A 26,425-nucleotide genomic window follows, 5' to 3' on the forward strand; every position below is an offset into this window, starting at 1 on the left:
CACCCTCGTGCTCTCTTCCGTCGCCTGCGGGGCCTCCAGCTCGCCGGGGGCGAAGGGGCCGCCAGGCGCCGAGGGCCGCGTAACTGCCGTCGAGGTCCGCGACGCCGATTTCTCCGCCAGCCTGTTCACGATCGTGCGCGACGGCAAGCAGAGCCCGCAGCGCACGGGCCTGCTCATCGGCGTGGTCCGCAGGCAGCTCGCGCACGCCGCCGGGCGCTTCAACGCAGGTCAGCCCGACCGGGCCGTCGAGAGCGTCCTGGGCGCGCTCTCCCTCGTCCGTCCCGGCGAGGGGCGCGCCGAGATGATCGACGCCGTGGGCGAGCGCGCCATCGCCGGCGCGATCGAGCGGCTCAGCCCGCGCGGCGACGAGGGGCGGGTGCGGGCCCTCATGGAGCTCCGCTCCGCCGCGCTGCCGAGCGGGAGCCGGGCCCGCGCCGAGAGCGACGAGCACCTCGCCGCGCTCGAGCAGTGGATGAAGGAGACGCGCACCGGCGGGCCGCTCGAGCAGCTCGGCGCGGATCAGCGCGCGGCCGTCGCGCGCGCCCTCGTCGACGGCCGCGCGGAGTCGATCCAGCGCGCGGCCGCCGCCACCGTGGCGTGGATCGATCGGGCGATCGAGTTCAACATCGAGTACCGGCAGGGCGGCGCGAGGCCGGAGCGCGAGGAGGCGGTCGAGGCGGCGCGCGCGCTCGAGTCGGGCGGCGCGAGCCTGGCGGCGCTGTTCCTCCGCTTCGGCGACGCGAAGGGCGCGATCGAGCAGATCGACCGCACGAGCGTGCGCCGGGTGATCCCGCCCGGCCTGTACCAGCGGCTCAAGGCCGCCGCCTCCGACGACGACGCGGTCTCGTGGCAGGCGCTCGCCGCCGCCTTCGCGCAGCACGAGGCGCAGGAGCGCGACGCCGAGACCGGGATGCGGCAGGACCTGCTCGACGGGGCGATCTGGGGCGCGGCCCTCGAGGCCTACCGGCGCGATCCGCAGAACTACGACAGCGCCACGCTCCTCTCCCAGGTGATGATCCGCCTCGGCATGTCCGAGGCGACGCCGCTCGTGATCGCCGGCGCGCTCGGCGACAGGCCGAGCCCGGGCGCGCTCGGGGCCGCGCTCGGGCTCGTGCTGAGCGCGCTCTCGGAGGAGGCGTCGAACGACGATTTCGACGCGGCCCGGCGCACCTACAGCGCGGCGGGGCCGCTGCTCGTGCTCGCCGATCGGGCGGCGCGCGGCGGGGGCGCGCTCGATCCGTCGGGCGCCCGCGTCCGTTCTCTCATGGCGTCGCTCGAGCTGCGCGCCGGCAACCTCGTGGCCGCGCTGCCGCTGCTCCGCGCGGCGACGGCGGCCGAGCCGACGGTCAACGGGCTCACGGTGCTCGCGATGGCCGAGCGGCAGTCCGGCGAGCCCCAGGCGGCGCTCGAGGACGTGCGGCGCGCGCTGGGAGCGCCGGACGCGCGCAGCGCCCCGCTCGAGATCATCCAGGCGCACCTGCTCGCCTTCGAGCTCCACCGCGACGCCGGCACGCAGGACCGGGCGAAGGAGTCGCTCGACGCCGCGCTCGCCGCCGCGCTCGACACCCGGCAGCGCGCCCGGGATCCCGGCGCCAAGGCGCGGACGGAGCGGCTGCTCGGGCGCATCCTCGACGGTTATGGCGACGAGAAGGGCGCGACCCGGGCGTACGATCGGGCGTTCGCCCTGGTGGCGGCCGAGCCGCCGCAGCTCGGCGCCACGATGCTCGACGCCGTGGGGCGCGCGCTCGTGGAGCGCGATCTCCCCGCCGCGCGGCGGGCGCTGAAGCGCGGCCTCGAGGCGAACGTGGACGAGGACGATCTCATCTACGGCGGGCTCTGGGTCCTTCTGCTGGAGCGCTCCCTCGGCGTCGCGACCGACGGCACCGCGGGCCGCGCGCTGGACAGCGCGACGAGCCGCGCGTCATGGACGGGAAAGCTCGCGGCCTGGGCGAACGGTGGGCTCAGCGACGCGGATCTCGGCAGGCTCGCCCGGAGCGCGGCGCAGCGGGTGGAGGCGCAATTTTACACCGCGATGGCCAGGAAGGCGGCGGGGGATGCCGGCGCGGACGAGCGGCTCCGCGCGGTGTCGAAGAGCCCCGTGATCGACCTGCTCGAGGTGCACCTCGCGCGCGAGATGCTGGCGCCCGCGCTGCACCTCGATCCGCCCCGCAACGCGGGCCTTCCGTAGAACGCGCCAGCGATCGCGCGCGGGATGGAGATGACCGGCGCCGGATGTGCGATACGGTCTCCGCTGGTCAGGTGGCGAGTGGGTCGGATGACCAGCGCGTGACGCCGCGCGCGCGACGCGGAGCGCGAATCGCGCGCGGAAGGAATAAAGGGCTTCCACGCGCGCGCCTTGTCGTTCGATCATCGATGAATGTCCGATGACCGGATCGATCCGCTCGAGAAGCTCGCCGCCGCTCACCGGAGCCTGGAAGAGAACCTGAACGATCTCGCGCGCGCCGCGCGCGCGCTCAGCGATCCCCGCGGGCGCGCCGCCGCGCTCGAGGGTCTCTCCAGCGTGGTGGCCTACTTCGAGCGGTCGATGAGCCGGCATCGCGAGGACGAGGAGCGCTCGCTGTACCCGCGGCTCGCGGTGCTCGAGGCGATCGCGCCGACCCTCGATCGCCTCCGGCAGGAGCACAAGGCGCAGCAGCGCGCGATCGACGCGCTGCGCGCCGCGATCGAGAGAGACGGCGGCCCCGAGGCCGTGGAGGCGATCCCCCAGCTCATCGAGGACCTGCGCGCTGCGCACCAGCGCCATGTGGAGAGCGAGGAGCAGGAGGTATTTCCGGCCGCCCGCCGGTTCCTGCAGGCCTCGGCCAAGCAGGGGATCTGGAACGAGATGGAGACGCGCCGAGGGCGCGGCGGGCAAGGCAACCCGGCCAAGGGCATCAGCGGGCGCCCCTACCGCCCCGGCGGGATGCGCAGGGGCCCGTAGGCCCGCCCCGGGGGACGCGCCGCGGGCGAGGCCGCTCGGCGCGGCCGACGGGAGACCGTTCCTAGAATTGCTCCTCGCGCGCGCGCTCGAGCGCGGCGCGCAGGTAGTTCTGCGCTCGAAGCGTGTACGCCCCGTCGGGGTGCTGCTCCAGGTGGCTGCGGAACGCCTCCGCCGATTGCATGAAGCTCCCCAGCCGATAGAGGGTGACGCCGCGGGCGAGGTGCCTGGGATAGGAGGGGTCGAGCGCGGCGAGCTCGTCGATCTTCTTCAGGCGATACTGCTCCCCGGCGCGCCGCGCCTCCGCGGCGCGGAGCGCCGCCGCGGGCGAGCGCGGCCCCGACCCGCCCGCCTGCGCAAGGCGCGCCGCCGTCTCCTCGTCGGGAGGAGCCGGGAGGGTCTGCGCGCTCCTCGCGGCGACGAGCGGGCGCGCGAGCAAGAACTTGAACAGCGCGCGCTCTTCGTCGAGCCCCGGGGCGAACGGAGCTCGCTCGACGCCGACGATGGCGCTCCAGCGCTTCTTGAAGAGCACACCGAGCACGACGCCATCCATGGCGACGCGGCGGGCCCCCTCCCCGCCGCCGCGCTGCGCCGCGTCCCCCTGCCCCAGCCAGCCGTTTCGGCGGAGCAGCCCGAGGAAGTCGCCGCCGAGCTCGCGGAGCTCGTCGGACTCCTCGCCGGTCGCCTCGAAGCGGCGCACCTCGCGGACGAACGCCCTCAGCTGGTAGGCGCGCAGCCGGAGCACCGCTTCGTCCCCCTGGGCGAGCGCGCGGCCCACGGCGTCGATCACGCGCGCGCGCGCGGCGAGGAGCTCGGCCTCGGTGTGATCCGCGTCGGCGTCCACGAGCCCGAACGCGCGGACGGCGGAGCCGAGCTCGCGCACCTCGGCGTCGAGCCCGAGCTCCTCGGCCTCGCGGGCGCGGGTGATGTCCGTGTCTCGCACACGCGCGAGGGCTCGCGCGTCGGTGAGCGGCAGCGGCAGCTCGGCCGGCTCGACCGACCGCGGCACAGCGAGGATCGCCGCGGAGCCCGCGATGAACACGGCCACGAGCCCCGGCTCCCAGCCCTCGAGGTGCCGCTTCCAGCCGCGGCGCGCCTCCGCGTCGACCTTCGTGGACGACGCGACCCCGACCGCGGGGGTGCTGCTGCCGCTGTTGTTCGATCGGCTCGAGCGACTCGTGCGGCTCGAGCGACTCGAGCGACTCGAAGAAGAACTCGAGCGCGGCTCCCGGCGCTTGACAGCGACGCTCTCGGCTCGCGACATTGATCGTCTCCTCTGCGCTCCAGAATACCCCACGCGGCGCGCCTCAGCGCCGCGCAGCTAGCCAGCGAGGAACGTGCGAGATCACCGGAAGCACCCGCGCAAGCAAATCGAGCTCTCGATCGCGTTCCGGATCGGTGACGGCCCGCGCGTCGACGCGATATGCCGCGACCTCAGCCTCGGCGGGATGTTCATCGAGACGAGCTCGCCGGCTCCCTTCGGCGCGACCGTCGAGGTTCTGCTGTCCCTGCAAGGCCTGAAGCAGGTCGCCGTGATCCCGTCGGTTGTGCGATGGACCACCCCTGAGGGGATGGGAGTGCAGTTCGGCATGATGGGCGCACGCGAGACCTACGCCCTGACGCAGCTCCTCGGCTCCCTCTAGAGCGGCGCTCAGTCGTCGATGGTCAGCGGGATGTCGAGCTGCCTCGAGCCTCCCGCGAAGCGCCCTCGGTAGAGGCCCTCGGCGCAAGCCTGCAGCGCCGGCCGGAGCGGCGGGTTGAAGCGCAGGGCGGCGACGCTGCCGTCGGGGCGCACGGAGACGTGCAGCGTCGAGACGATCGATCGGCGGACCGAGGACCTGCCGCCCGCGCTCTCCCGCGCGAAGCAGCTCGACAGCAGCGACTGCACGGAGGCCGGCGTGAGCGCCGGCGGGCCAGACGCCTCCTGCGCCTCCGGGACCGGCGGCGCGGCGGCGGGCGGGGGCTCGGTCGTCAGCGGCGACAGCTGCGCCGTCGGCTCGGCGACCGCAGGGGCGGCGGGCTCCTCCGCGCGCGCCACGACCGCCGGGGCCAGAGCGGTTCCGCCCGGCGGACGCGCGCCGACGGCCGGCTGGGGCGGAGCGGGCGCAGGCGCAGGCTCCGGCGGCGCGACCGCGGCGGCGCCGTCCTGCGGCGCGGGGCGCTCGAGGAGGCGCGCCTCGCGGCCGCCGTCGAGCGAGAAGGTGCCGCGCGACGGGCCGACGAGGAGGTGCGCGGTGGTCGCGCCGCGGTACGCCGCAGGGCCGACCGCGACGGTGCCGTGCTCCACGTCGACCTCCACGCGGCCCTCCAGACGGGTCACGGTGAAGAGCGTGCCGTGCACCGCGACGCGGGTGCCGTCCACCTCGACGGCGAACGCCTCGACGAGCCCCTCCTCGGGCGCGCGCGTGACGACGTCGGCGCGCACCGAGCCCCGCTCGAGCGAGATCACGTGGCCGACCCCCGCCGCGCCCAGGGCGCGCACGACGGCGCGGCTGTCCGGCAGGAGCGTCCAGCGCACCGAGCCGACATCGACGAAAGAGACCGCGTGGTCCGCGGACTCGACGGAGTCGCCGGGCCGGAGGGCGCGGAAGTCCAGGTCGCCGGACGCCCGGTCGCCGCCGGCTGCCGCGGGGACCTCGGCGAGATCGCGGGCGCGCGACGGCGCCGACGTCGCCGTGACGGGCGGGGCGGAGCGCCCGGCCGCGAGGACCGCGAACGCGATGGCCGCCGCCGCCGCCGCGAACCCGAGCGCGCGCCCGAGCGGCGAGCGCTGCGGCGGCGCGGCGCGGTGGACCGGAGCGGCCCGCTCGATCCGCGCGAACAGCTCGCGCTCGATGGTCTCCCAGCGCGGCTCGGGCGGCTGCTCGGCGCGGAGCAGCCGCTCCATGTGCTCGCGTGCCCGGTCGTAATGCTCTGCGCCGCTCATGCGTCCTCCGCGTCGACAGCCGATGGATCCGCCGCGGGGTATCCCACGGCGGCGCCCCCCACGGAAACGCGCGCGCGCGCCGCTGCCGGCCCGGCGCCATCCGCCTTGTCCGCGCCGCCCTCGGCCAGCTCGGCGGCGAGCTGGGCGAGCGCGGGCTCGGCGCGCATCATCGCCTCGATCTCGCGGCGCGCATAGAACAGGCGCGTCCGCACCGTCAGGACCGGCGCGCCGACGATCTCCGCGATCTCGTTCGGCGGGATCCCCTCGAGCTCGTGCAGGACGTAGACGACCCGCTTCTTCTCGGGGAGCCGCTCCAGCACCCGCCGAAAGGCGTCGATCCTGCGAGCGCGAGCGGCGTCCTCGTCCGGGAGCATGCCGCGGTCCACCTCGATGTCGGCGCCGAGCTCGCCCACGAACACCGGCCGGCAGCGCGCGGCGCGCCGCGCCATCAGCACGGCGTTGACCGTCACCCGGTGGAGCCACGTCGTGAACTTCGATTGCCCGCGGAAGTCACCCAGGCTCCGGTGCACCTGGATGAACACCTCCTGGATGACGTCCTCGACGTCGGCGGTCGGCCCGAGCATCCTGAAGACGAGGCGCGCGACGTCGCGGCGGTAGCGGCGGAAGATCTCCGCGAACGCCGTCGGGTCGCCGCTCTGGAAGCGGCGGATCCACTCGCCCACGTCGTCGGGCTCGGTCACCTGCGGAAGCCTACCCGCCCCCTCGGCGCTCATGGAGCTCGACGGAGAGACGAGGAGCGCCGGACGACGAGAGCGGTCACCGTCCGCGAACGCGACATCGAGCGGCGCGTGGGCGTCTCTGGCAGCGCACGCGGGCAGGTCGTCGCCACGGCCGTCCGGCGCAGCCGCGTCAGCACGGAAGAACGACCGCGAGAGGTGCACCCACAGCGCCCCCGTCTCGACCGCCACGGTATGCACGGAGGGCTCTGATGCGCCGAGCCGCCCGATCATTCATGGCGCCGCACGGCCGCTCCCCCCAGGGCGGCGGTTACGCCGAACGCAGAAAAGTTGTTCCTTGAGCCACATCGGCGCGACCTTCCGGCGCATGATCTTCATCGCCGTATCGCTGACCGTGGCCCTCGTCGCCGCCGACCTGCTCGATCTGGGCTCCCGCCGCCGCGATCGCGTGTAGCGAGCGCCTTCAGCCCCTGACAAAAAGGAGCCCGGCTGGAGCCCGCGCCGGCCTCAGGCCGACGAGCGCTCCAGCCGGGCGACTCGTGATCGCGGCGCCGTCCGGGTCGTCCCCGTCGGCTTCAGCCCGCGGCCTCGGCCCCCGCCGCGCCGCCCTTCTTGGGCAGGTCGAAGAGCGCCGACAGCTCGACCTTCTCCTGCTTCTTCTGCTCCAGGAGCCGGTTGACCGCGCGAAGAACGCGCGTCTTCGCGGGGCCGCTGATCGGCTTGCCCTTCAGCGCGGCGCTCAGCGTGCGGTCGGTCACGGGACGACCGCTGCGCGGCTTCTTGGCGCTGGCCGCCTCCTTCTTCTTGGCGGCATCCTCGCTGCCACGCGCCAGCCGCTTGGTCAGGCGGATCGCCCGATCCTCCGGCTGCAGCCGCTCGATCTTCGCCGACGCCGCGATGATGCGGCGGGGGTCGATCTTCTTTTCCTTCAAGAAATCTTCGATCTTGGTAGCCATCGTCGTCACTTGCCCCGAAAGGGCGGCGACCCTATCACGCGCGGCGCCGCCGTGCATCTGCGACGTTTGCTCTGCGACGTTGCGCCGCCCTGGGGTAGCTTGTCACGGTGACCCTCCTGCCTGAGCTCGACGAAGCCGCTCGCGTCATTCGTGAACGAATTCCAGCGCCTCCGCGCGTCGGTGTGGTGCTCGGATCAGGGCTCGGCGGCTGGGGCGACGAGCTCGCCGAGCTGGTGAAGGTGCCCTACGCGGACATCCCCGGCATGCCCCGGCCGGCCGTCGCCGGGCACCCCGGCTTCCTCTGCGCCGGCCGCGTCGGGGACGTGCAGGTCGCCTGCCTGCAGGGGCGCGCGCACGTGTACGAGGGGCACCCGCTGGCGAAGGTGGTGTTCGGCGTGCGGGTGCTCGCCCGGCTCGGCTGTCGCGCCGTGCTCCTGACCAACGCGGCCGGCGGAATCAACCCGGGGTTCGCCGCCGGCGATCTCATGCTGCTCACCGATCACCTGAACCTGATGGGAGCGAACCCGCTGGTCGGGCCGAACGACGAGGCGCTCGGCAAGCGCTTCCCCGACATGACCTACGCGCACGATCCCAGGCTGATCGAGCTCGCGAAGACCGCGGCGAGCGACGCGGGCGTCGCCCTGCGCGAGGGGGTCTACGCCGCGCTGCTCGGGCCGACGTACGAGACGCCCGCCGAGATCCGGATGCTGCGCACGCTCGGGGCCGATGCGGTCGGGATGAGCACCGTCCCGGAGATCATCGCGCTCAGGCACATGGGCGTGCCCGCCGCGGCCATCTCGTGCGTCACGAACCTCGCCGCGGGGCTGACCAAGCGCGAGCTCGACCACAAGGAGGTCGAGGAGACCGCCCGGGAGGCGCGCGCCCGGTTCACGGCGCTGCTCTCGGCGTGGGTCCGCCGCGTCGGCGCCGACGTCGCGGCCGGGAGCACGGCGTCGTGAGCCGCCCTCCGCGCGACGCGGGCGACGCGCTCGCCTCGGCCGAAGCGGCGCAGGCGATCGACTGGGACGCGCTCGACCAGGCCGCCCTCGCCGTCCGGACGCGGGCGCACGCGCCGTACTCCAGCTACCGGGTGGGCGCGGCGATCCTCGTGCGATCCGGCCGCGTGTTCACCGGCTGCAACGTCGAGAACGCCTCGTACGGGCTCACCATCTGCGCAGAGCGCTCCGCCATCGTGCAGATGGTCGCGGCCGGCGAGCGCGATCCGATCGCGCTCACCGTCGCCACCAGCGGGCCCGTGCTCGGCAGCCCGTGCGGCATGTGCAGGCAAACCCTCGCGGAGTTCGCCGTGGATTTCCCGATCCGCCTCATCGCCGCCGAGGCCGACGGCGTGGCGCCGCGGACCACCTCGCTGGCGGCGCTGCTCCCCGAGGCGTTCGGGGCGGCCGCGCTCTCGCGCTGATCGCCCCGAGCGCCCTCCAGGGAGCGCCGAGGGCTCACTCGATCGAGAGCGCCTCGGCTTGATCGATCTGCGAGAGCGCCGAGGCGAGCGCCTCCCGCGCGCGCTCGAGCGAGACGCGGTCCTCACCCCACTTCGAGCGCGCCTTCTGGAGGCGGGCGCGCTCGACGGCCAGCTGCTCGGTGAGCTGCTCGCCGTTCGCCCGCAGGGTGTCGCGCTCCTCGGTCCGCTGCGAGAGCTGAGCGCCGAGCTCGCTCCCACGCCGCTCCGCCTCGGCGAGCCGGCCCTGGAGCGCCTCGATGAATTGCGCCCGCTCGGCGAGCTCGCCCAGCAAGCGCTCGCGCTCCGCGGCGGCCGCGGAGAGCTCGCCCGCGCGCTGCTCCAGCTGCCGATCGAGCTCCTGCCTCCGGGCCTCGAGGTCCGCGATCTGGCTGCGCGCTTGCCCGAGCTCCGTGGAGAGCCCGCGGGCGACCTCGTCCAGCTCGCGCCGCTGCGCCGCCCAGGCGGCCTCCCGCTCGGCGGTCTCGGCCTGGTGCGCCGCGCGCGTGTCGGCGAGCGCCTGCGCGTGCGCGGCCTCGAGCTGCGCCTGCCGCTCGGCGGCGCGCGCCTCGAGCTCGGCCACCCGCTTCGCGTGGGCCTGCTCGGCGTCGCGGACGGCCTGCTCGCGCTCCTCGATGAGCTCGCGCTCCCGCGCCGCGAGCTGCGTTGCGAAGCTCTCTCGCGCGGCCTCGAGCGCCCTCGCGTGCTCCTCGGTCTGCTGCGCGATCGCCCGCGCATGCTCCTCGGCCTGCCCCTCGAGGGCGCGCGCGTGCTCGCCCCGCAGCGACTCCAGCGCGCCCGCGTGCTCGCGATCCCGCCGTCCGATCTCGTCCGCGTGCTCGCTCCGGAGCCCCTCGAGGGCGCTCGCGTGCTCGCCCCGCAGCGACTCCAGCGCGGACGCGTGCTCGCCCCGCAGCGACTCCAGCGCGGACGCGTGCTCGGCCTGCTGCTTCTCGATCGCGGCGGCGTGCTCGTCGCGCGCCCCCTGGAGCGCGGCGGCGTGCTCCGCCTGGGCGCGCTCCACGGCGGCGGCGTGCTCGCTCCGCGCCGTGTCCAGCGCGGCGGCGTGCTCCCGGTCGCGCCGCTCCGTCGCGGCCTCGTGCTCGCGCCGCAGCGCCTCGACGGCGGCCTCGTGCTCGCGCCTCGACGCGTCGAGCGCCCCGGCGTGCTCGGCCCGCAGCCCCTCCATGGCCGCGGCGTGATCGGATTTCGCCCCCTCCACCGCCGCCGCATGCTCGGCCCGGAGGCGGTCCAGCGCCGTGGCATGCTCGCCGGTCAGCTTCTCGATGGCGCCGGCGTGCTCGCCGGTCAGCTTCTCGATGGCGGCGCGGTGCTCGGCGGCCTGCTGCTCGCGCCGGGCGGCGTGCTCGGCGTTGAGCCGCTCCACCTCCGCCCGGTGCGCCGCGGCCGCCTGCTCGAAGCGCTCGCGCTCCGCCTGCGCGCTCTCCTCGAGCTCGCGCTGCGCCGAGGCCTCGACGGCCGCGATCGCTTGCGTCTTCTCGTCCGTCGCCGCGCGCAGCGCCTCCGTGTGCGCCGCCTCCGCGTCCATCAGCGCCTGCCGGGCCGACGAGAGATCGGCGTCGCGGGCCGCGATCTGCCCCTGCAGCTTCTCCGCGCGCGCCTTGAAGTCGTCCGCGCGCTTCGCGGCGAGCTCCTTGTCCGCGCGGAGCGACGCGACCTGTCCGTCGAGGTCCTCGCTCGCGCGCTCGAGCTCCAGGATCCTGTCGACCTGATCGGCCTTCTCCCGCTCGAGCGACAGCGACTGATCCCGGAGCTCCAGCAGCTCCTTGTCCTTGCGCGACATCTGGTCGCGGAGCGCGAGGATCTCTTTGTCCTTCTTGTTGAGCGCCTCGCGCAGATCCAAAAACTCGCGGCTCGACACGCCGCCAGGCCTGGAGCCGGCGCCGGAGCCGGACGCGAGCTTCACCTTGAGCTCGTCGAGCTCGCGCCGCAGGCGGGCCGCCTCCTGGCTGCCGTCGTTCGCCGAGGAGAGCTCGCCCTCGAGGCGGAGCGAGGTCGCGCGCGCAGCCGCGACTTCCTTGGTGAGGCGGACGATCTCTCCCTTGGACCTGTCCAGCTCGCCACGCAAGCGCTCGATCTCGGCCGCGTCGGCGTCGGAGCGAGGCGGCGCGGGCGGCGCAGGGGTCAGCCGCCCGCGCTCGGAGATCGGAGCACGGTACGCGGCCCCGCGCTCGGAGACCGGAGCACGGTACGCGGCCCCGCGCTCGGAGACCGGAGCACGGTACGCGGCCACCGGCGACGAGCTCACGGGCGGCGGCGCCGAGGCCGGCACGGGCGTCTTCGTGGGCGCCAGCGTGCGAGACGACGGCGCGACCGAGGGCCTGACGTCGGTGCGCTCCTCCTCCTCGTCGCGGATCAGCCGGGTGAACGCGCCGCCGATGAACTCCTCGATGTCCTCGTCCGACTTGCGGGCGTCCGACCGCGCCGCGGCGCCCTGCGGGGGCCTCGGCGGAGCTGACGCCCGGGCGCGATCCTGCGCAGCGGCGGCAGGGGGCGCCGACGGCACGGCAGACGGCGTGGCGGCAGGCGGCGGCGCCGCGGACGTCGGCCTCGGCGCGGCAGACGGCGGCGCCGCGGACGGCGGCCTCGGCACGGGCGGCGGCGGTACCGCGGACGGCGTGGCGGCGGCAGGCGGCGGCGGCGCCGCGGACGGCGGCCTCGGCACGGGCGGCGGGACCGACGGCGCAACGACGGGAGGAGGCGCGACGCTCCCGGGCGCGCCGCCCGAGCCCACGGCGGCCGTGATGATCGTGGGATCGCCGGAGTCCTCGTCGATGTCGGCCTCGAGCACCTCGGCCTCATCGATCATGATCGGATCGGCCTCCGCGTCGTCCCCGTCGATCGGCACGTAGGTGCGGATGTGCTCGAGGAGCTCGCCGAACGCGATCGGCTTGTGGATGTAGTCCTCCGCGCGCGTCCTGAGCTTGCGGTGCTGCTCGAACGTCTCTTCGCTCGACTCGCTCGACATGATGACGAGCGGGACGTCCTTGAGCTGCACGTCCTTCTTGAGCTTGTTGCAGACCGAGAAGCCGTTCATGCGCGGCAGCTCGATCGACAGCAGGATGAGGTCGGGGCGCTCGGCCGCGGCCGCCTGCAGGCCGACGTTGCCGTCGTCGACCACCTGAACGGTGCAGCCGAGGCGGCCCAATTCCGTGCGGAGCTCCCCGGCAAACGCCGGATCGCTCTCAAATACGAGGACTTTCGTCATGTTCCGGGGTGTGCGCGGGTTCGGAGGGGAAACCAAGATATCGGCCCCCTTCAACGAGTGTCAAACACGAGGCTGGCGGCGCAGCTCAGATCGCGCGGCCGCCGTCCGCCTGCCAATCCTGCCGACGGGGCGCTGAGCGGAAATCGCCCGGCCCGGGGGCGATACCGCACAATCCTACATAACTCTTGCCGAGGAGCAGGGAGACAGCGGAAGACCCGCGCGCCCGCCGATCAGGGCGCGACGAAGTGGCCGGGCGCCTCGTCTCCGAAGCACAGCCCCATCTCACGGGCCGTGACGACCGTGTCCGAGTCGAGCGGCACCGTCTTCGTCTTGCCGGCGACCTCCTCGAGGGGGACGAGCTCGATCCGGTTCGAGCGCAGCGCCACCATTCCGCTGCCGCAGTCCTCGACGAGGCAGCGCGCCGCGGCCGCGCCGAAGCGGAGGGCGAGCAAGCGATCCGCCGTCGTGGGTCCGCCGCCCCGCTGGAGGTGGCCGAGCACCATCGAGCGCGCTTCCTTGCCGGTGCGGGCCGCGAGCTCCTTGGCCACGCGCTCGGCCACGCCCCCGAGCACGGCGGTGCGGCGGAACGCGTCGCCCGCGTCCTTGATGATCAGCTCACCCCCTTGCGCGCACGCCCCCTCGGCCGCCACGACGATGGAGAAGCGGCGCCCGCGCGACTCCCGCAGGCGGATCTTCTCGGCGATCGCCTCGATCCGGAACGGGATCTCCGGGATCAGGATGGCGTCGGCTCCGCCGGCGATCCCGGCGTTGAGCGCGATCCAGCCCGCGTGCCGCCCCATCACCTCCACGACCATGATCCGCTCGTGCGCCTCGGTCGTGGTGTGGAGCCGGTCGAGCGCCTCGGTCGCGATGGAGACCGCCGTGTCGAAGCCGAACGTGAGGTCCGTACAGCAGACGTCGTTGTCGATCGTCTTCGGTACGCCGATGACGAGGGGCAGCCCGCGCTGGAGCAGCTCGTGCGCGATCCGCATGGAGCCGTCTCCGCCCACCGAGATGAGCGCGTCGAACCCCTCCGCGCGGAACCGCCGCACGAGATCCTCGGATCGATCCCGCGGCACGAGCCCGTGCTCGCCAGGCGTCGGGTAGTGGAACGGATCGCCGCGGTTCGCGGTGCCCAGGATGGTGCCCCCGAGGTGCGCGATGCCCCGGACCCGCTCGCGATCCAGGCGGATGAGCCCGTCCGGAGCGTCGTCGAGCAACCCGCGGTACCCTTGCCGGATCCCCCACACCTCCCAGCCACGCTCGAGCGCGCCGAGCGTGGCCGCGCGGATCACAGCGTTGAGCCCCGGCGCGTCGCCTCCGCCGGTACTGATAGCGATCTTTCGTGCCGCCATGAGGCTTGCAGGATCGCGAGCCGCCCCCGGCGACGCAATAGACATCTCCTCGACCTGACCTCGAAAGGCACACATGCGCGTGGCGATGCGACGGAGCGACGGCGGCGATCGCGACCCGCTGGACGAGCCCGGGGAGCGCGGCGAGCGAGGAGCGCCTGCGCGAAGCGGCCTTCGCACCCAGCGCGCGTGCGCCGTGTGGTCGGGGCCGCCACGGGAGGGGTGTCGATCCGGAGGAGCGCAGGCATGACGGTCGCGAGCGCCGGCGACAGGGTATAGGGGCGTGCGCATGCGATCACCCCGGCTGCGTGCCCCTGTATGAACCGCGCCACCCTGATCCGAGGCATCCAGGTCATCGTCACGCTGACGCTCGCGTCGTTCGCTTACGTCCTCTACAGCGAGATCCACGACAAGCAGGCGAGCCTCGCCGCCGCGTTCGCGCATGTGCGCCCGGGCTGGCTGCTCGTCGGCGCCGTGCTGGCGCTGCAAGAGGGCGTGTTCGGAGGCCTCAGGATCTGGACCCTCGGGCGCGTCCTCTGGCCCGAGCTCCGCGTCCGCACCGCGGTGACCTCGGAGTTCGTGCTGATGTTCTGCGCCGGGGTGACCCCCGGACAGGCCGGCGCGGCGCCGTCGCAGGCCGCCGTGCTCGTGCACGGCGGCATGCGGCTCGTCGACGTGGCCACGGCGGAGCTGCTCACCGCCTCGTGCACGATCACCTTCTTCCTCCTGTCCGCCGTGGCCATCTTCGCGCTGCAGCAGGGCGGGATGCTTGTCGTGCCGGCGGGCCCGCAGATCGAGTGGCTGCTCCTCTTCACCGTCGTGATGTTCGGCTCGGCCCTCGTCGCGCTCATCGCCGCGGCGGCGTACCCGCCGCTCCTCAAGGGGATCGTCCGCGCGCTGTCGGTGCCGCTCGGGACGCTCCTGCGCGCCGCCCTGCTGGGCGCCCGGCGCGTGCCCCGGCTGCGGGCCCGCGCCGAGGCCGCGCTCGCCGCCCCCGGCGCCACGACCGCGCGCCTGCTGCTGGGCGTGGACGAGTTCCACCACGGCTTCCGCATCTACATGCGCCGCGGCAAGCGCGCCTACGCCGCCGCGCTGCTGCTCACGTTCGGCTTCTTCTGCTCGCGGTTCGCCGTCGCCTACTTCATCCTGCTCGGGCTCGGCATTCCGACCTCGCCCTCGACGTTCGTCTCAGTAGGCCCGCCGATCGTGCAGGTCGTCCTGATCCAGACGCTGCTCAACTTCGCGCTCTACATGACCCCCACGCCCGGCGCGAGCGGCGTCGCCGAGCTCGGCTCGAACGCGCTCATGTCGCCCTGGGTCCACGGCGCGTTCGTGGTGCCGTACGTCGTCCTCTGGCGGGTGCTCACCCTGTTCCTCTGCATGTTCGTCGGGGGGGTCTACGTCTTCCGCTACCTCGGCACCGACGTGCTCGAGGAGCGCGTGAAGCAGACGGAGGCGGAGAAGCGCGCGCTCGCGGAGGCGGCGCGCGCCGCGAAGGCGCCGCTGGGTGGAGAGGACACCACCGACCGGCAGCAAGGCGTGGGGTGACGCGGGAATGCGGTGACGCGGAACGGGGTGGCGCGGGAACGGGGTGACGCGGGAACGGGGTGACGCGGGAATGGCGTGACGCGGTCGGCGCGGCTGGCGCAGGCCGGCTCGCGAGAGCCGCGCCAGCCACGCCCGGCGCAGGATCAGCGCGCGGAGATCGGCACGGCCGCGAACTGGACGAGCTTCCCGCGCCGCACCTTGAGGAGGGCGACGGAACCGTCCTTGAGCTTGGCGATGGCCGCCCGGAGGCCGGCGACGTCCTTCACCGGGGCGCCGTTCACCTCGAGGATCACGTCGCCCACCTCGATCTCCTGGACGTTGCTGCCCGAGGCGAACCCGTCGACCCGCACGCCGCCGCCCGGGACCTCGGAGACCTGGATGCCGAGCTTCTCGGCGCTCAGCTGGCGCTCGGGTCGGGCGCCCTGGTTCGGCCGCGCGCGGCCCGCGGCGTCGCCCTCCTCATCCTGGAGCGCGTCCAGCTTGGCCACGACCTGCTGCTGCTTCTGGGCGCGCACAAGCGTCACCGCGATCTCCGAGCCAGGCGCGTTGCGCGCCACGTTGCGCCGCAGCTCCTCGGCGTGGTGGATGGGCACGCCGTTCACGTTCACGATCACGTCGCCCGGCTTGATGCCGGCGCGCGCGGCCGCGCCGCCCGGCTCGACCTCGGCGACGAGCGCGCCCCGAGGCCCGTCGAGCTGGAGCGCCGCGGCGAGATCGCGCGTGACGGGCTGGAACAGGAGGCCGAGCTTGCCGCGCTCGACGAAGCCCTTCTCGCGGAGCTGCGGGAGCACGTCCTTCAGCGCGTCGATCGGGATCGCGAAGCCGATCCCGTTCGCGCCCGCCCGGATCGCGGTGTTGATGCCCACGACCTCGCCCCGCCAGTTGAACAGCGGGCCGCCGCTGTTGCCCGGGTTGATCGACGCGTCGGTCTGGATGAAGTCGTCGTACGGCCCCGCGCCGATCGCGCGCGCCTTCGCGCTGACGATGCCGAGCGTGACCGTGTGGCCGAGCCCGAAGGGGTTGCCGACCGCGAGCACGTGCTCGCCGACCCGCAGCTGCTCGCTCGCCCCGAGCGGCGCCACAGGCAGGCCGCTCGCGCCCTTCAGGCGGAGGAGCGCGAGATCGAGCTTGGGATCGCGGCCGACGACCTCGGCCTCGAACTCCCGCTCGTCGGCGAGCCGCACGCGGACGCCGGACGCGTCGTGGATGACGTGCTCGTTCGTCACGACGTAGCCGCTCGGGTCGATGATGAAGCCGGTCCCGAGCGCCGTCTGCGTCGGCTGCTGGCCCCGCGGGTTGAGCCGTCCGCCGCCTTGCGGACCGAAGAAGAACTGGAAGGGGTCGAGCCCCTCGGGCCCCTTGACCTCATGCGTCGTCGTGATGTTGACGACCATCGGCTTGACCCGCTCTGACAGGGCGGCGACATCGAAGGTGGCCGGCACCGGCGCCGTCGTCGGCGGGAGCGTCACGGTCCCGACCGGCGGCGCCGCGGCCTGCGGCGAGGCGGCGGCCTGGGTGGAGGGAGGCGTGGCGTGGGCCTGTTGACCGCAACCGCCGATGGCCAGCGCCGCCGCCGTGAGCAGCGCGAGGGCCGAAGCGCGAGGGCGATAGGAAACCGCTTGAATCATGAAATCTCCGTCGGGCAGTCGAAGGGTCCCGTCTTGCCATCGACGAACATGGGACCGACTGCGTTCATTCCGCCGCACCAATAACGCCGCGGCCTCGGCTGACAAGAGCGCTCTTCTCGGCCCGCGCAAGCGGGCGCCGCGCCTGCCTGCCCGTCCGTAACGGCACGCGCGGCACGCGCGGCACGCACGGCACGTAGCAGCGCGGCGGTGTCCGTCGAGATTTGAGCCGCGCGCTCGGCAAGGCTGCTAGGGTGCGCGCTCCTGGAGGCGAGCGATGGCGAGCGATGAGGGTCTGCTGCGAGGGCGCAAGATCGGGTTTCTTGGCGGCGGAAACATGGCCGAGGCGCTCATCCGCGGCCTCGTCCAGGGGGGCGCCGTGGGCCCGGAGCAGATCCGCGCGAGCGATCTCAAGAGCGAGCGGCTCTCCTTTCTTCACGGGCGCTACGGCATCGAGACCACCGAGGACAACGACGCGCTCTGCCGGTGGGCCGACGTCCTCGTCATCGCCGTCAAGCCGCAGATCGTCGATCGCATTCTCGCCCCCATCTCGTCGGGGCTCGGCCGCTCGGACGTCGTGATCTCGGTGGCGGCCGGCGTGCCGATCGACGCCATCGAGGCGCGCCTGCCCGAGGGAGCGCGCGTCATCCGCAGCATGCCGAACACCGCGGCGATCGCGCTCGCCGGCGCCACGGCGATCGCCGCCGGCAGCCACGCCACGAGCGACGACGTCGAGATCGCGCGAACCCTGTTCCAGGCGGTCGGCCGCGTCGTCGTGCTCGACGAGTCGCTGCTCGACGCGGTGACCGGCCTGTCGGGCAGCGGCCCCGCCTACGTCATGCTGATGATCGAGGCGCTCGCGGACGGCGGCGTGAAGGTCGGCCTCGGCCGGGACGCGGCGCTGCTGCTCGCGGCGCAGACGGTGTACGGCGCCGCCAAGCTCCAGCTCGAGACCGGCGAGCACCCCGGCCGCCTGAAGGACATGGTGACGAGCCCCGGCGGCACGGCCATCGCGGGGCTCCACACGCTGGAGGCAGGCGGCCTCCGCCGCACCTTGATCGACGCGGTCGAGGCGGCGTCCAACCGCTCGGCCGAGCTTGGCGCCCAGATGGCGCAGAAGCTCCGCCGCACCTGAACCCGACGAGGAGCGGGCCTGTCCCCGACTGCTGACCACGAGCCAGGGGGGGAGCAGCCGCGCCACGCGCGGTGTCACCGCCGGAGCTCGGCCTTGAAAGCACAGGGCACGTCGCTCCATGACGTGCATTCGCGCCATCCGTTCTCCGACCTCAGGTGTTGGCGTTCGGCCGGCTCTTGACTATGTTCGCCGCGTCGCAGCGGGACAGGCGATCGCCGGCGGACGGGGAAACCCGGCCGCGGGAGGAAAGTCCGAGCTCCGCAGGGCAGGGTGCCGGGTAACGCCCGGTGAGAGCGATCTCGAGGAAAGTGCAACAGAGAACAGACCGCCGCGCCGCGCGCTTCGCGAGGGCAACGAGCCTCCAGCCCGGATGGGCCGGGCTCCGCGCCTCCGCAGGCGCGCCGCGCGGCAAGGGTGAAACGGCGGGGTAAGAGCCCACCGCGCCCTTGGCAACAAGGGCGGCATGGCAAACCCCACCTGGAGCAAGGCCGCGTAGGGAGGCGTCCGCGACGGCGACAGCCGCCGCGGCAAGGGCTGCCCGCCCCAGGCCTCCGGGTTGGCTGCTTGAGGCGCGCGGCGACGCGCGTCCTAGAGGAATGATCGCCGGCGCGAGGGGGGCGACTCCCCGCGCAACAGAACTCGGCTTACGTCTCCTGCGACCACGAAGCTCCGCCCCGGCGGGGCTTCGTGCTTTTGTGCTCGCCCGCCGCTCACCTGTGGCAAGTCGCTACGCCGCCAGCGGCTGGAGGCGGTCGCGCAGCTTCTTCTTGGCGCGCGCCTCGAGCTGCCGGGCCCGCTCGCGCGACACGCCCAGGCGACGCCCGATCTCGGCGAGCGACAGCTCCTCCTCGGGATCCGCCATCATCCGGGTCTCGACGATGTACCGCTCGCGCGGGTCCAGGTTCTCCACTGCCTGCGTCAGCCGCTCCCGGAGCAGGGCCCCCTCCTCCGCGCGCGAGAAGCGCTCCTCCTGGTCCTGATCGTCCGCGGGCAGCGTGTCGACGAGCGACCGGGCGCCGTCCTCGAACACCTTCGTGTCGAGCGAGACGTCCCGGGCCTCCAGCCGGTGAGCCATCTCCAGCACCTTCTCCGCGGGCGCGCCGAACTTCTCGGCCAGCAGCCGATCTCCCTCCTCCCCCTCGCCCACGAGGCCCGCGATGCGCGCCCGCTCCCGCCTCAACCGGAAGAACATCTTCGAGCGGAGCGGGCCCGAGCCCACGCCGACCAGGCTCCAGGAGTGGATGACGTGGTTCAGGATGTACGCCCGGATCCAGTAGGCCGCGTAGGTCACGAAGCGGTTTCCGCGGTCCGGGTCGTACTTGCGGATCGCGTGGACGATCCCGAAGTTCCCCTCGGCGATGAGGTCGGCGAGCGGGATCCCGTAACGCCGGTAGCTGATCGCTATCGAGACAACATGCCTCAGGTTTGCGAGCGCGAGCGCGGCTGCGGCCTGCTCGTCGCCGTGGTCCCGCCACCGTCGAGCGAGCTCGACTTCTTCCTCGCGCGACAGCTCCGGGATCTGCCGAACATGCGTGATGTAGCGCGAAACCGCGCTGGCCTGATCTCGGGACGTTTGCACAGGGTTTCCTTCGAGGTCCGAAGACCCCGGTTCGGTTGGTGAGGCCGGCCGACGCCGGACCCCGTCTCCTGCTGTCGAGGTCGGCCGGGGCCGGGCCTCGATCGCGTTGATCGCTCCGCCGGCACTTGCCGCCGGAGTGGTTGGTTCGAGATTCCGAAGAGAGCAGCCCACCCAGGCTGCGATGCAGCTGGCATGCCGCCCCGGGCGGGCAGCTTGTACACCATGGCTGCGAAGCGCTGGCGCACGCGCCGGAGGCGCGCCCGAGCGAGGGACGAGCCAAACCGAAGGCGCTAGAGAGCCAGGAAGGCCGCGATGCTCCGGGCAGACGCGCTCACGCGGCCCGTGTGCATCTCGCGTAGGCCGCTCGAGAGACGAGCGGCGCGAGCCAGGACGGAAGCGACGCCCGCGAAGAGAGCGGGCGCGTGTTCAGACGGAACCTGACGGAATCTGACGGAGATCAGACGGAGAACGAGGAGCCGCAGCCGCAGGTGCTCTTCACCGACGGGTTGCTGAACTTGAAGCCCGAGCCGTGGAGGCCTTCCACGTAGTCGATCTCCGTGCCGTCCAGGTACTGGAAGCTCAGCGGGTCGATGAAGAGCTTGATGCCCCTGTCCTCGAACTCCTCGTCGAACTCCGTCGGCTTGTCCTCGAAGTACAGGTCGTACGAGAAGCCGGCGCACCCGCCACCCACGACGCGCAGGCGCAACCCCTGCCCCAGCAGCTCCTCCGCTGTCGCGATCTCCATCACCTTCTCGGCTGCCTTCTGCGTGATCGTGATCATCCTGGAATCTCCTCTGCGTGCTTTGTCGGCGGGGAACGGCGGGTCCTGTCTCTGGGGGGCGCTCGCCCCCGCAGGAAGGTGAACCGTGCGGCGAGCCCGGCCGGCCGTGCCCTGGGGTGGGGTGCTCAGGGCTCGTCAAAGATACGCACCTTCAGCGATATCCGCCAGTGCCTCAGCCGGAGCGGCGTCAGGCGGCGCCCTGGCCGCCCCTTCGCTTGACGCCGGCAGGCAGGCCCGGCAGAACTCAATCTGCTAATCCGGATTGAGAGATTAAACATGAGCAGAGCCACGAACGGAAGCGAACGCCCCGCGCGCCTCGAGGAGATCCTCGAACACCGGATCCTGTGCCTCGACGGCGCGATGGGCACGATGATCCAGCGCTACCGCCTGGGCGAGGCCGACTACCGCGGCGAGCGCTTCCGCGATCACGCGATCGACCTCAAGGGCAACAGCGACCTCCTCGTGCTGACGCGGCCGGACGTCATCTCCGAGATCCACGGCGCGTACCTCGACGCCGGCGCCGACATCATCGAGACGAACACCTTCACGGGCACCTCGATCGCCCAGGCCGACTACCGGCTCGAGTCGCTCGCCTACGAGATCAACCTGACCGCGGCCCAGATCGCCCGGAAGGCGGCCGACGCGTGGACTGCGCGCACGCCCGGCAAGCCGCGCTTCGTCGCGGGCGCGATGGGGCCGACGCCGAAGACGCTGTCGATCTCGCCGAGCGTGAGCGACCCGTCGTTCCGCGCCGTCGGCTTCGACGAGCTGCGGCGGGCGTTCGCGGAGCAGGTGCGCGGGCTCGTCGACGGCGGGGTCGACGTGATCCTCGCGGAGACGTTCCTCGACACGCTGAACATGAAGGCGTGCCTCGTCGCGATGGAGGAGGTCTTCGCGGAGAAGGGGCGGCGCCTGCCGATCCTGCTCAGCGTGACGATCACCGACAGGAGCGGCAGGACGCTCTCCGGCCAGACGATCGACGCCTTCTGGACGAGCGTGGAGCACGCGAGCCCGCTCAGCGTCGGCCTCAACTGCGCCCTCGGCGCGAGCGACATGCGGCCGTACCTCGTGGATCTCGCGAAGCTCGCGCGGGCGCGGGTGAGCTGCTACCCGAACGCGGGCCTCCCCAACGCGTTCGGCGAGTACGACGAGCTCCCGGAGACGACGTCGCGGCTGCTCGCGGAGTTCGCGGAGAGCGGGCTCGTGAACATCGTCGGCGGCTGCTGCGGGACGACGCCGGATCACATCCGCGCGATCGCCCGGGCGACGGCGGATCTGCCGCCGCGGCCCGTGCCCGCGGAGCGCGACGGCTTCGGGCGCTTCGCCGGCCTGGAGACGCTCGTCATCCGCCCCGACACGAACTTCCTGATGATCGGCGAGCGGACCAACGTGACCGGCTCGGCCCGGTTCATGGATCTCATCAAGAAGGGCGACTTCACGACCGCGCTGGAGGTGGCGCTCGATCAGGTGCGCGGCGGGGCGAACCTCCTCGACGTGAACATGGACGAGGGCATGCTCGACTCCGAGCAGGCGATGACGACCTTCCTGAACCTCGTCGCCACCGAGCCCGAGATCGCCCGCATCCCGGTCATGGTCGACAGCTCGAGGTGGTCGGTCATCGAGGCGGGGCTCAAGTGCATCCAGGGCAAGGGGATCGTCAACTCGATAAGCCTCAAGGAGGGGCCCGAGGACTTCCTCGAGAAGGCGCGCGCCGTGCGGCGTTACGGGGCGGGGGTCGTGGTGATGGCCTTCGACGAGATCGGCCAGGCCGAGACGGTGGAGCGCAAGGTCGCGATCTGCCAGCGCGCGTACAGGCTGCTCACCGAGGAGGCGGGCTTCGATCCGCAGGACATCGTCTTCGACCCGAACATCCTCGCGATCGCGACCGGCATCGAGGAACACAGCGATTTCGCGAAGAGCTTCATCGAGGCGACGCGGATCATCAAGGCGACCTGCCCGGGGGCGCGCGTGAGCGGCGGCGTGTCGAACCTGTCGTTCTCGTTCCGCGGGAACAACGTCGTCCGCGAGGCGATGCACTCGGCCTTTTTGTTCCACGCGATCCGGGCCGGAATGGACATGGGCATCGTGAACGCGGGGCAGCTCGCGGTCTACGAGGACATCCCGAGGGACCTGCTCGAGCGGGTGGAGGACGTGATCTTCAACCGGCGCCCGGACGCGACCGAGCGGCTCGTCGAGCTCGCCGAGCAGGTGAAGGGCAAGGGCAAGAAGAAGGAGCTCGACCTCGCCTGGCGCGACGGCCCGGTCGAGGAGCGGCTCTCGCACGCGCTCGTGAAGGGGCTCGTCGACTTCATCGAGGCGGACGTGGAGGAGGCGCGGAGGAAGTACGAGAGGCCGCTCTCCATCATCGAGGGGCCGCTGATGGACGGGATGAAGGTCGTCGGCGAGCTGTTCGGCGCCGGGAAGATGTTCCTGCCGCAGGTGGTGAAGAGCGCCCGCGTGATGAAGCGCGCCGTCGCGCACCTCTTGCCGTTCATGGAGGCCGAGAAGGCCGCCGGGCGCTCGTCGTCGCAGGGGAAGGTCGTGATGGCGACCGTGAAGGGCGACGTGCACGACATCGGCAAGAACATCGTGGGCGTGGTGCTCGGGTGCAACAACTACGAGGTGATCGACCTCGGCGTGATGGTGCACCAGGACAGGATCCTGGAGGCGGCGCTGCGCGAGGAGGCCGACATGATCGGGCTGAGCGGCCTCATCACGCCGTCGCTCGACGAGATGGTCAGCGTGGCGCGCGAGATGGAGCGGCGCGGGATCCGGCTGCCGCTGCTCATCGGCGGGGCGACGACGAGCCGGCAGCACACGGCGGTGAAGATCGCGCCGGAGTTCAGCGGGACGGTGGTGCACGTGCTCGACGCGTCGCGGGCCGTGGGCGTCGTGTCGAGCCTGCTCGATCGGGCGAACCGGCCGGCCTTCGACGCGCAGAACCGGGAGGAGCAGGCCCGGCTGCGCGAGCTCTTCGCGAGGAAGCGGGCGAAGCCGCTCGTGACGCTCGCCGCGGCGGACAGGGGGCGGCTCGAGATCGCGTGGCGGCCGGAGGACATCGCGAGGCCGTCGTTCACGGGGCGCCGCGTGGTGGAGGCGCCGCTCGCGGAGGTCGCGAGGTACATCGACTGGACGTTCTTCTTCACCGCGTGGGAGCTCAGGGGGCCGTTCCCGCAGATCCTGGAGCACCCGCAGTACGGCGAGGCGGCGCGCGAGCTGTTCGATCACGCGCAGAAGGTGCTGCGGCGGATCATCGAGGGTCGCCTGCTCACGGCGCGGGGCGTCTACGGCTTCTGGCCGGCGAGCGGCGAGCAGCGGGACATCGTGCTCTACGCGGACGAGGCGAGGGAGCGGGAGCTCGTCCGGTTCAACATGCTGCGCCAGCAGCAGGTGAAGGGGCAGGGCGGCGCCGAGGAGGACGGAGACGGCGGCGACAAGGCCGCGGGCGGGGTGAGGCCGCACCTGTCGCTCGCCGACTTCGTGGCGCCGCGGGAGCGCGGGCTCGCCGATCACGTCGGCGCGTTCGCGGTGACGGCGGGGCTCGGGCTCGACGAGATCGTGCGCGCGTACGAGAAGGACAGGGACGACTACAGCGCGATCATCGCGAAGGCGCTGGCGGACCGGCTCGCGGAGGCGTTCGCCGAGCTGCTCCACGAGCGCGCGCGCAAGGACTGGGGGTACGGCGCGGGAGAGGCGCTGACGAGCGAGGAGCTCATCGAGGAGAAGTACCGGGGGATCCGGCCGGCGTTCGGGTACCCGGCGTGCCCGGATCACACCGAGAAGCGCAAGCTGTTCGCGCTGCTCGACGCGCCGTCAGTCGGCATCGAGCTGACGGAGAGCTGCGCGATGACGCCGGCGGCGAGCGTCAGCGGCATCTACCTGGCGCACCCGAAGGCGCGGTATTTCATGGTGGGGCGCCTCGGCAGGGATCAGGTCGCGGACTACGCGAAGCGCAAGGGGATGACGGTCGAGGAGGTGGAACGGTGGCTGTCGCCGAACCTGGGGTATGACCCGAAGGCGGCAGTCGAGGGGGAGAGCGCCGTCGTGGCGGCGTGACGACGGGCGGGAGCGGCGATGAGCCCAGGGGCGCACGTTCCAGCAGAGGGGCGGCGATCCGAGCGCGGCAGCGATCCGACGCGGCCCGCGCGACGAGCGTTGTGATAACAAGCTCCCCATGTCCGAAGCCGACTGGTTTGCGCTGAACCGCGCCGCCTGGAACGCGCGCACCCGCGTGCACGTGGCCTCGAAATTCTACGATCTGGGCTCGTTCCGGGCCGGCGCGAGCTCTCTCAAGCCGATCGAGCTCGAGCAGGTCGGCGATGTGCGCGGAAAGACGCTCCTCCACCTGCAGTGCCATTTCGGGCAGGACACGCTCTCCTGGGCGCGGCTGGGCGCCCGCGTCACCGGGCTGGACCTCTCCGACGAGGCCATCACGGCGGCGCGCGGGCTGGCGAAGGAGCTCTCGGTGGACGCGCGCTTCGTCGAGGCCAACGTCTACGACGCCCCCGCGGCCCTCGGCGGCGAGACGTTCGATATCGTCTTCACCTCGTACGGCGTCCTCGGGTGGCTCCCGGACATGACCCGCTGGGCGCGCGCGGCCGCGGCGTGCCTGAAGCCCGGGGGCGTCCTGCACCTCGTCGAGTTCCACCCTCTCGTGTGGACCTTCGACGATGCATTCGAGAAGATCACCTATGCATACGACGGACACGGGGAGCCGATCGTCACCGAGGAGACAGGCACGTACGCCGACAGGAGCGCGCCCGTGGTGCTGAAGGAGGTCGGCTTCAACCACGGGATCGGGACGGTGGTGTCGGCGCTCCTCGACGCGGGCCTCACGCTGGAGCGCCTGAGCGAGCTCGACTGGTCCCCCTACGACATCTTTCCGGACATGGTGGAAGGGCCGCCAGGGCAGTTCCGCATGAAGAAGTTCGAGCGCCGACTGCCGCTCGTCTATGCGCTCGCGGCGCGACGGCGCGTCTGAGAGCGGGGCGAGCCCCTCGCACGCTCAGGGGGTCGCCGTCCTCCGGCCGCGGCGGTCACTTGGCATCACTTGCCGTCACTTGCCATCACGGGCACAGGACGCGCTCGTCCAGGGGGAGGCGCGGGCTGCGCTCCGGGCGCGCGAAGCTGTCGGGCGACCGCAGCACGTCGCCGAGGCGCGTGTCGGCCAGCGCCACGAGCGCGGCCGGCGCGGCGGGCAGCGGTCCGTCGCACGGGATGGACTGCACCATCGCGTAGACCATCGGTCCGCGCTGGAGGAGGCTCTCGTACAGCGCGTGGCCGAAGACGAGCGCCGCGGCCTCGCCCCGCTGCACGGCGTCCCGCACCTCGCCGGCGCAGCGCTCCAGATCGGAGGCATCGCCGAGGAGGGGCGCCTCGCGCGCGTTGTTGTGGAGCAGCAGGAGCCCGCCCTCGTCGAGGAGCGCGAGCCCGTCCAGCTCGCGCGTGCGCGCCGGAGGGAGCGCCTCCGCGCCTGGACGGAGGCGCGCGGCGATCGCCCGGTGCTGGCGCGCATGGAGCTCCGCCTTGGCGCGCGGGAAGGCGCCCCACACCAGCATGTTGAGGAAGTCGTGCCAGTTCCTCGGACGCGTCGGCACGCAGCCCTCGACGTGGATGCGCGCGTCGTAGAGCGCCGAGGGGTCGACGGGCCCGCGCCGCCCGCGCCGACGAGGCCGCGGCTTTTGCTCCGCAAAGCGCACGGGGAACCCCTCGCCGAGCGCCCGGTTGTAGTCCTCGACCGGCGGCCAGCCGGCGCACCCCGCGAACGCCTCGGCCAGAGGGCGGATGGGCCAGTAGAGCCGGCTCTTCTCGTGGAAGAGCGGCTCCCAGGGGACGGGGGTGCTCCCTGGCGCGCCGCTCGGGTGCGGCGCAGCTCGGCCGGCGGCGCTCACGCGGCGCAGCGTAGGAGCACCGCGGCGAGAGCTCAAGCCGCGCGCAAGGCGGCGCCGGGACGCGCTGATCGCGAGGCGGCGGCCACAGGCGGAGACCAGGGCCACCGGCCGCCCGGCAGGCCCGCGGTGGACCAAGCGCAGAGAGCGGGTCAGCAAAGCGCCGGTATCCCGAGACTCCCTGTCTCAACTCACCCAGCTTCCCTGGATATCCATGCTCGCCCTCATGCAGCCATCACGCAACGAGAGATCGCGCCGAGCCTGGCCAAGCCTGGCCAAACCTGGCCAAACCTGGAATGATGGCCGTTCGCCAA

General features: G+C 72.8%; 19 protein-coding genes and 1 other RNA gene. 10 read left to right on the forward strand and 10 right to left on the reverse strand.

Features of this window, described 5'->3' with window-relative positions; translation table 11 throughout:
• Positions 1-7 precede the first annotated feature (7 nt).
• Both WMF22_RS32095 and WMF22_RS32100 read left to right on the forward strand, forming a co-directional pair.
• The gene (locus WMF22_RS32095; protein ID WP_438032256.1) at positions 8-2,188 is read left to right on the forward strand and encodes a hypothetical protein; all 2,181 of its coding nucleotides are present in this window, start codon (positions 8-10) and stop codon (positions 2,186-2,188) included.
• Between the two features lie 189 nt (positions 2,189-2,377).
• Positions 2,378-2,941, forward strand: a complete 564-nt coding sequence (locus WMF22_RS32100; protein WP_438032257.1) for a hemerythrin domain-containing protein — start codon at positions 2,378-2,380, stop codon at positions 2,939-2,941.
• A 61-nt stretch (positions 2,942-3,002) separates the two neighbouring features.
• Here the strand turns inward: WMF22_RS32100 and WMF22_RS32105 are convergent, their stop codons facing one another.
• Positions 3,003-4,202, reverse strand: coding sequence for a hypothetical protein (locus tag WMF22_RS32105; RefSeq protein ID WP_438032258.1), 1,200 nt, complete (start codon positions 4,200-4,202; stop codon positions 3,003-3,005).
• A 73-nt stretch (positions 4,203-4,275) separates the two neighbouring features.
• On the opposite strand from WMF22_RS32105, the gene WMF22_RS32110 reads away from it, so the two are divergent.
• A complete protein-coding gene (locus WMF22_RS32110) occupies positions 4,276-4,581 on the forward strand; it encodes a PilZ domain-containing protein (RefSeq protein ID WP_012238486.1) in 306 nt (101 codons plus the stop codon).
• An 8-nt stretch (positions 4,582-4,589) separates the two neighbouring features.
• Here WMF22_RS32110 and WMF22_RS32115 read toward each other — a convergent pair whose 3' ends face one another.
• The 3 genes from WMF22_RS32115 to WMF22_RS32125 all read right to left on the reverse strand — a co-directional run bounded on the left by WMF22_RS32115 (position 4,590) and on the right by WMF22_RS32125 (position 7,575).
• The gene (locus tag WMF22_RS32115; protein ID WP_438032259.1) at positions 4,590-5,864 is read right to left on the reverse strand and encodes a FecR domain-containing protein; all 1,275 of its coding nucleotides are present in this window, start codon (positions 5,862-5,864) and stop codon (positions 4,590-4,592) included.
• Positions 5,861-6,802, reverse strand: a complete 942-nt coding sequence (locus WMF22_RS32120; RefSeq protein ID WP_437293776.1) for an RNA polymerase sigma factor — start codon at positions 6,800-6,802, stop codon at positions 5,861-5,863. The genes WMF22_RS32115 and WMF22_RS32120 overlap by 4 nt, the downstream gene beginning before the upstream one ends.
• Before the next feature lie 335 nt (positions 6,803-7,137).
• Positions 7,138-7,575, reverse strand: a complete 438-nt coding sequence (locus WMF22_RS32125) for a hypothetical protein (RefSeq protein ID WP_438032260.1) — start codon at positions 7,573-7,575, stop codon at positions 7,138-7,140.
• Between the two features lie 50 nt (positions 7,576-7,625).
• On the opposite strand from WMF22_RS32125, the gene WMF22_RS32130 reads away from it, so the two are divergent.
• A complete protein-coding gene (locus WMF22_RS32130; RefSeq protein WP_437293778.1) occupies positions 7,626-8,477 on the forward strand; it encodes a purine-nucleoside phosphorylase in 852 nt (283 codons plus the stop codon).
• Positions 8,474-8,938, forward strand: a complete 465-nt coding sequence (gene cdd, locus WMF22_RS32135; RefSeq protein WP_437293779.1) for a cytidine deaminase — start codon at positions 8,474-8,476, stop codon at positions 8,936-8,938. The genes WMF22_RS32130 and cdd overlap by 4 nt, the downstream gene beginning before the upstream one ends.
• Positions 8,939-8,972: 34 nt before the next feature.
• Here cdd and WMF22_RS32140 read toward each other — a convergent pair whose 3' ends face one another.
• Together WMF22_RS32140 and WMF22_RS32145 are read right to left on the reverse strand one after the other, a co-directional pair.
• Complete coding sequence (locus tag WMF22_RS32140) at positions 8,973-12,203, reverse strand: response regulator (RefSeq protein WP_438032261.1); 3,231 nt, start codon at positions 12,201-12,203, stop codon at positions 8,973-8,975.
• Between the two features lie 230 nt (positions 12,204-12,433).
• Positions 12,434-13,558, reverse strand: a complete 1,125-nt coding sequence (locus tag WMF22_RS32145) for a 6-phosphofructokinase (protein ID WP_437293781.1) — start codon at positions 13,556-13,558, stop codon at positions 12,434-12,436.
• 315 nt (positions 13,559-13,873) lie between these two features.
• Here WMF22_RS32145 and WMF22_RS32150 point away from each other — a divergent pair, with 315 nt between their 5' ends.
• A complete protein-coding gene (locus WMF22_RS32150; RefSeq protein ID WP_438032262.1) occupies positions 13,874-15,103 on the forward strand; it encodes a lysylphosphatidylglycerol synthase transmembrane domain-containing protein in 1,230 nt (409 codons plus the stop codon).
• Positions 15,104-15,246: 143 nt separating this feature from the next.
• Here WMF22_RS32150 and WMF22_RS32155 read toward each other — a convergent pair whose 3' ends face one another.
• Positions 15,247-16,731 (reverse strand): Do family serine endopeptidase, encoded by a 1,485-nt coding sequence (locus WMF22_RS32155; protein ID WP_437293783.1) that lies wholly within the window; start codon positions 16,729-16,731, stop codon positions 15,247-15,249.
• A 274-nt stretch (positions 16,732-17,005) separates the two neighbouring features.
• Between WMF22_RS32155 and proC the strand changes: the two genes are divergently transcribed.
• Both proC and rnpB read left to right on the forward strand, forming a co-directional pair.
• Positions 17,006-17,863, forward strand: coding sequence for a pyrroline-5-carboxylate reductase (gene proC, locus WMF22_RS32160; protein WP_437293784.1), 858 nt, complete (start codon positions 17,006-17,008; stop codon positions 17,861-17,863).
• 196 nt (positions 17,864-18,059) lie between these two features.
• An RNA gene (gene rnpB / locus WMF22_RS32165) (RNase P RNA component class A) lies at positions 18,060-18,524 on the forward strand.
• Between the two features lie 66 nt (positions 18,525-18,590).
• Here rnpB and WMF22_RS32170 read toward each other — a convergent pair.
• Positions 18,591-19,442, reverse strand: coding sequence for a sigma-70 family RNA polymerase sigma factor (locus WMF22_RS32170; protein WP_012238497.1), 852 nt, complete (start codon positions 19,440-19,442; stop codon positions 18,591-18,593).
• A gap of 457 nt (positions 19,443-19,899) precedes the next feature.
• Positions 19,900-20,223 carry an iron-sulfur cluster insertion protein ErpA gene (gene erpA, locus WMF22_RS32175; protein ID WP_437293785.1) on the reverse strand — a complete coding sequence of 108 codons (324 nt, stop codon included), beginning with the start codon at positions 20,221-20,223 and terminating at the stop codon, positions 19,900-19,902.
• A gap of 276 nt (positions 20,224-20,499) precedes the next feature.
• On the opposite strand from erpA, the gene metH reads away from it, so the two are divergent.
• Both metH and WMF22_RS32185 read left to right on the forward strand, forming a co-directional pair.
• Entirely contained in the window at positions 20,500-24,279 is a 3,780-nt protein-coding gene (gene metH / locus WMF22_RS32180) for a methionine synthase (RefSeq protein ID WP_438032263.1), read from the forward strand.
• A gap of 118 nt (positions 24,280-24,397) precedes the next feature.
• Positions 24,398-25,204: a class I SAM-dependent methyltransferase gene (locus WMF22_RS32185; protein WP_438032264.1), complete on the forward strand. Its 807-nt coding sequence runs from the start codon at positions 24,398-24,400 to the stop codon at positions 25,202-25,204.
• An 85-nt stretch (positions 25,205-25,289) separates the two neighbouring features.
• On the opposite strand, the gene WMF22_RS32190 is transcribed toward WMF22_RS32185, so the two are convergent.
• Positions 25,290-26,114, reverse strand: a complete 825-nt coding sequence (locus WMF22_RS32190) for a DUF3025 domain-containing protein (RefSeq protein WP_438032265.1) — start codon at positions 26,112-26,114, stop codon at positions 25,290-25,292.
• Between the last annotated feature and the right edge of the window lie 311 nt (positions 26,115-26,425).

Source organism: Sorangium sp. So ce204, assembly GCF_051526795.1.
Taxonomy (GTDB): Bacteria; Myxococcota_A; Polyangia; order Polyangiales; family Polyangiaceae; genus Sorangium; species Sorangium cellulosum_B.

Excerpts from the sequence above, each read along its gene's own strand:
- WMF22_RS32140 (WP_438032261.1), bottom strand. The coding sequence starts at position 12,203 with ATGACGAAAGTCCTCGTATTTGAGAGCGATCCGGCGTTTGCCGGGGAG.
- WMF22_RS32100 (WP_438032257.1), top strand. The coding sequence starts at position 2,378 with ATGTCCGATGACCGGATCGATCCGCTCGAGAAGCTCGCCGCCGCTCAC.
- WMF22_RS32150 (WP_438032262.1), top strand. The coding sequence starts at position 13,874 with ATGAACCGCGCCACCCTGATCCGAGGCATCCAGGTCATCGTCACGCTG.
- WMF22_RS32105 (WP_438032258.1), bottom strand. The coding sequence starts at position 4,202 with ATGTCGCGAGCCGAGAGCGTCGCTGTCAAGCGCCGGGAGCCGCGCTCG.
- WMF22_RS32185 (WP_438032264.1), top strand. The coding sequence starts at position 24,398 with ATGTCCGAAGCCGACTGGTTTGCGCTGAACCGCGCCGCCTGGAACGCG.
- proC (WP_437293784.1), top strand. The coding sequence starts at position 17,006 with ATGGCGAGCGATGAGGGTCTGCTGCGAGGGCGCAAGATCGGGTTTCTT.
- WMF22_RS32115 (WP_438032259.1), bottom strand. The coding sequence starts at position 5,864 with ATGAGCGGCGCAGAGCATTACGACCGGGCACGCGAGCACATGGAGCGG.
- WMF22_RS32125 (WP_438032260.1), bottom strand. The coding sequence starts at position 7,575 with ATGCACGGCGGCGCCGCGCGTGATAGGGTCGCCGCCCTTTCGGGGCAA.
- metH (WP_438032263.1), top strand. The coding sequence starts at position 20,500 with ATGAGCAGAGCCACGAACGGAAGCGAACGCCCCGCGCGCCTCGAGGAG.
- erpA (WP_437293785.1), bottom strand. The coding sequence starts at position 20,223 with ATGATCACGATCACGCAGAAGGCAGCCGAGAAGGTGATGGAGATCGCG.
- WMF22_RS32145 (WP_437293781.1), bottom strand. The coding sequence starts at position 13,558 with ATGGCGGCACGAAAGATCGCTATCAGTACCGGCGGAGGCGACGCGCCG.
- WMF22_RS32155 (WP_437293783.1), bottom strand. The coding sequence starts at position 16,731 with ATGATTCAAGCGGTTTCCTATCGCCCTCGCGCTTCGGCCCTCGCGCTG.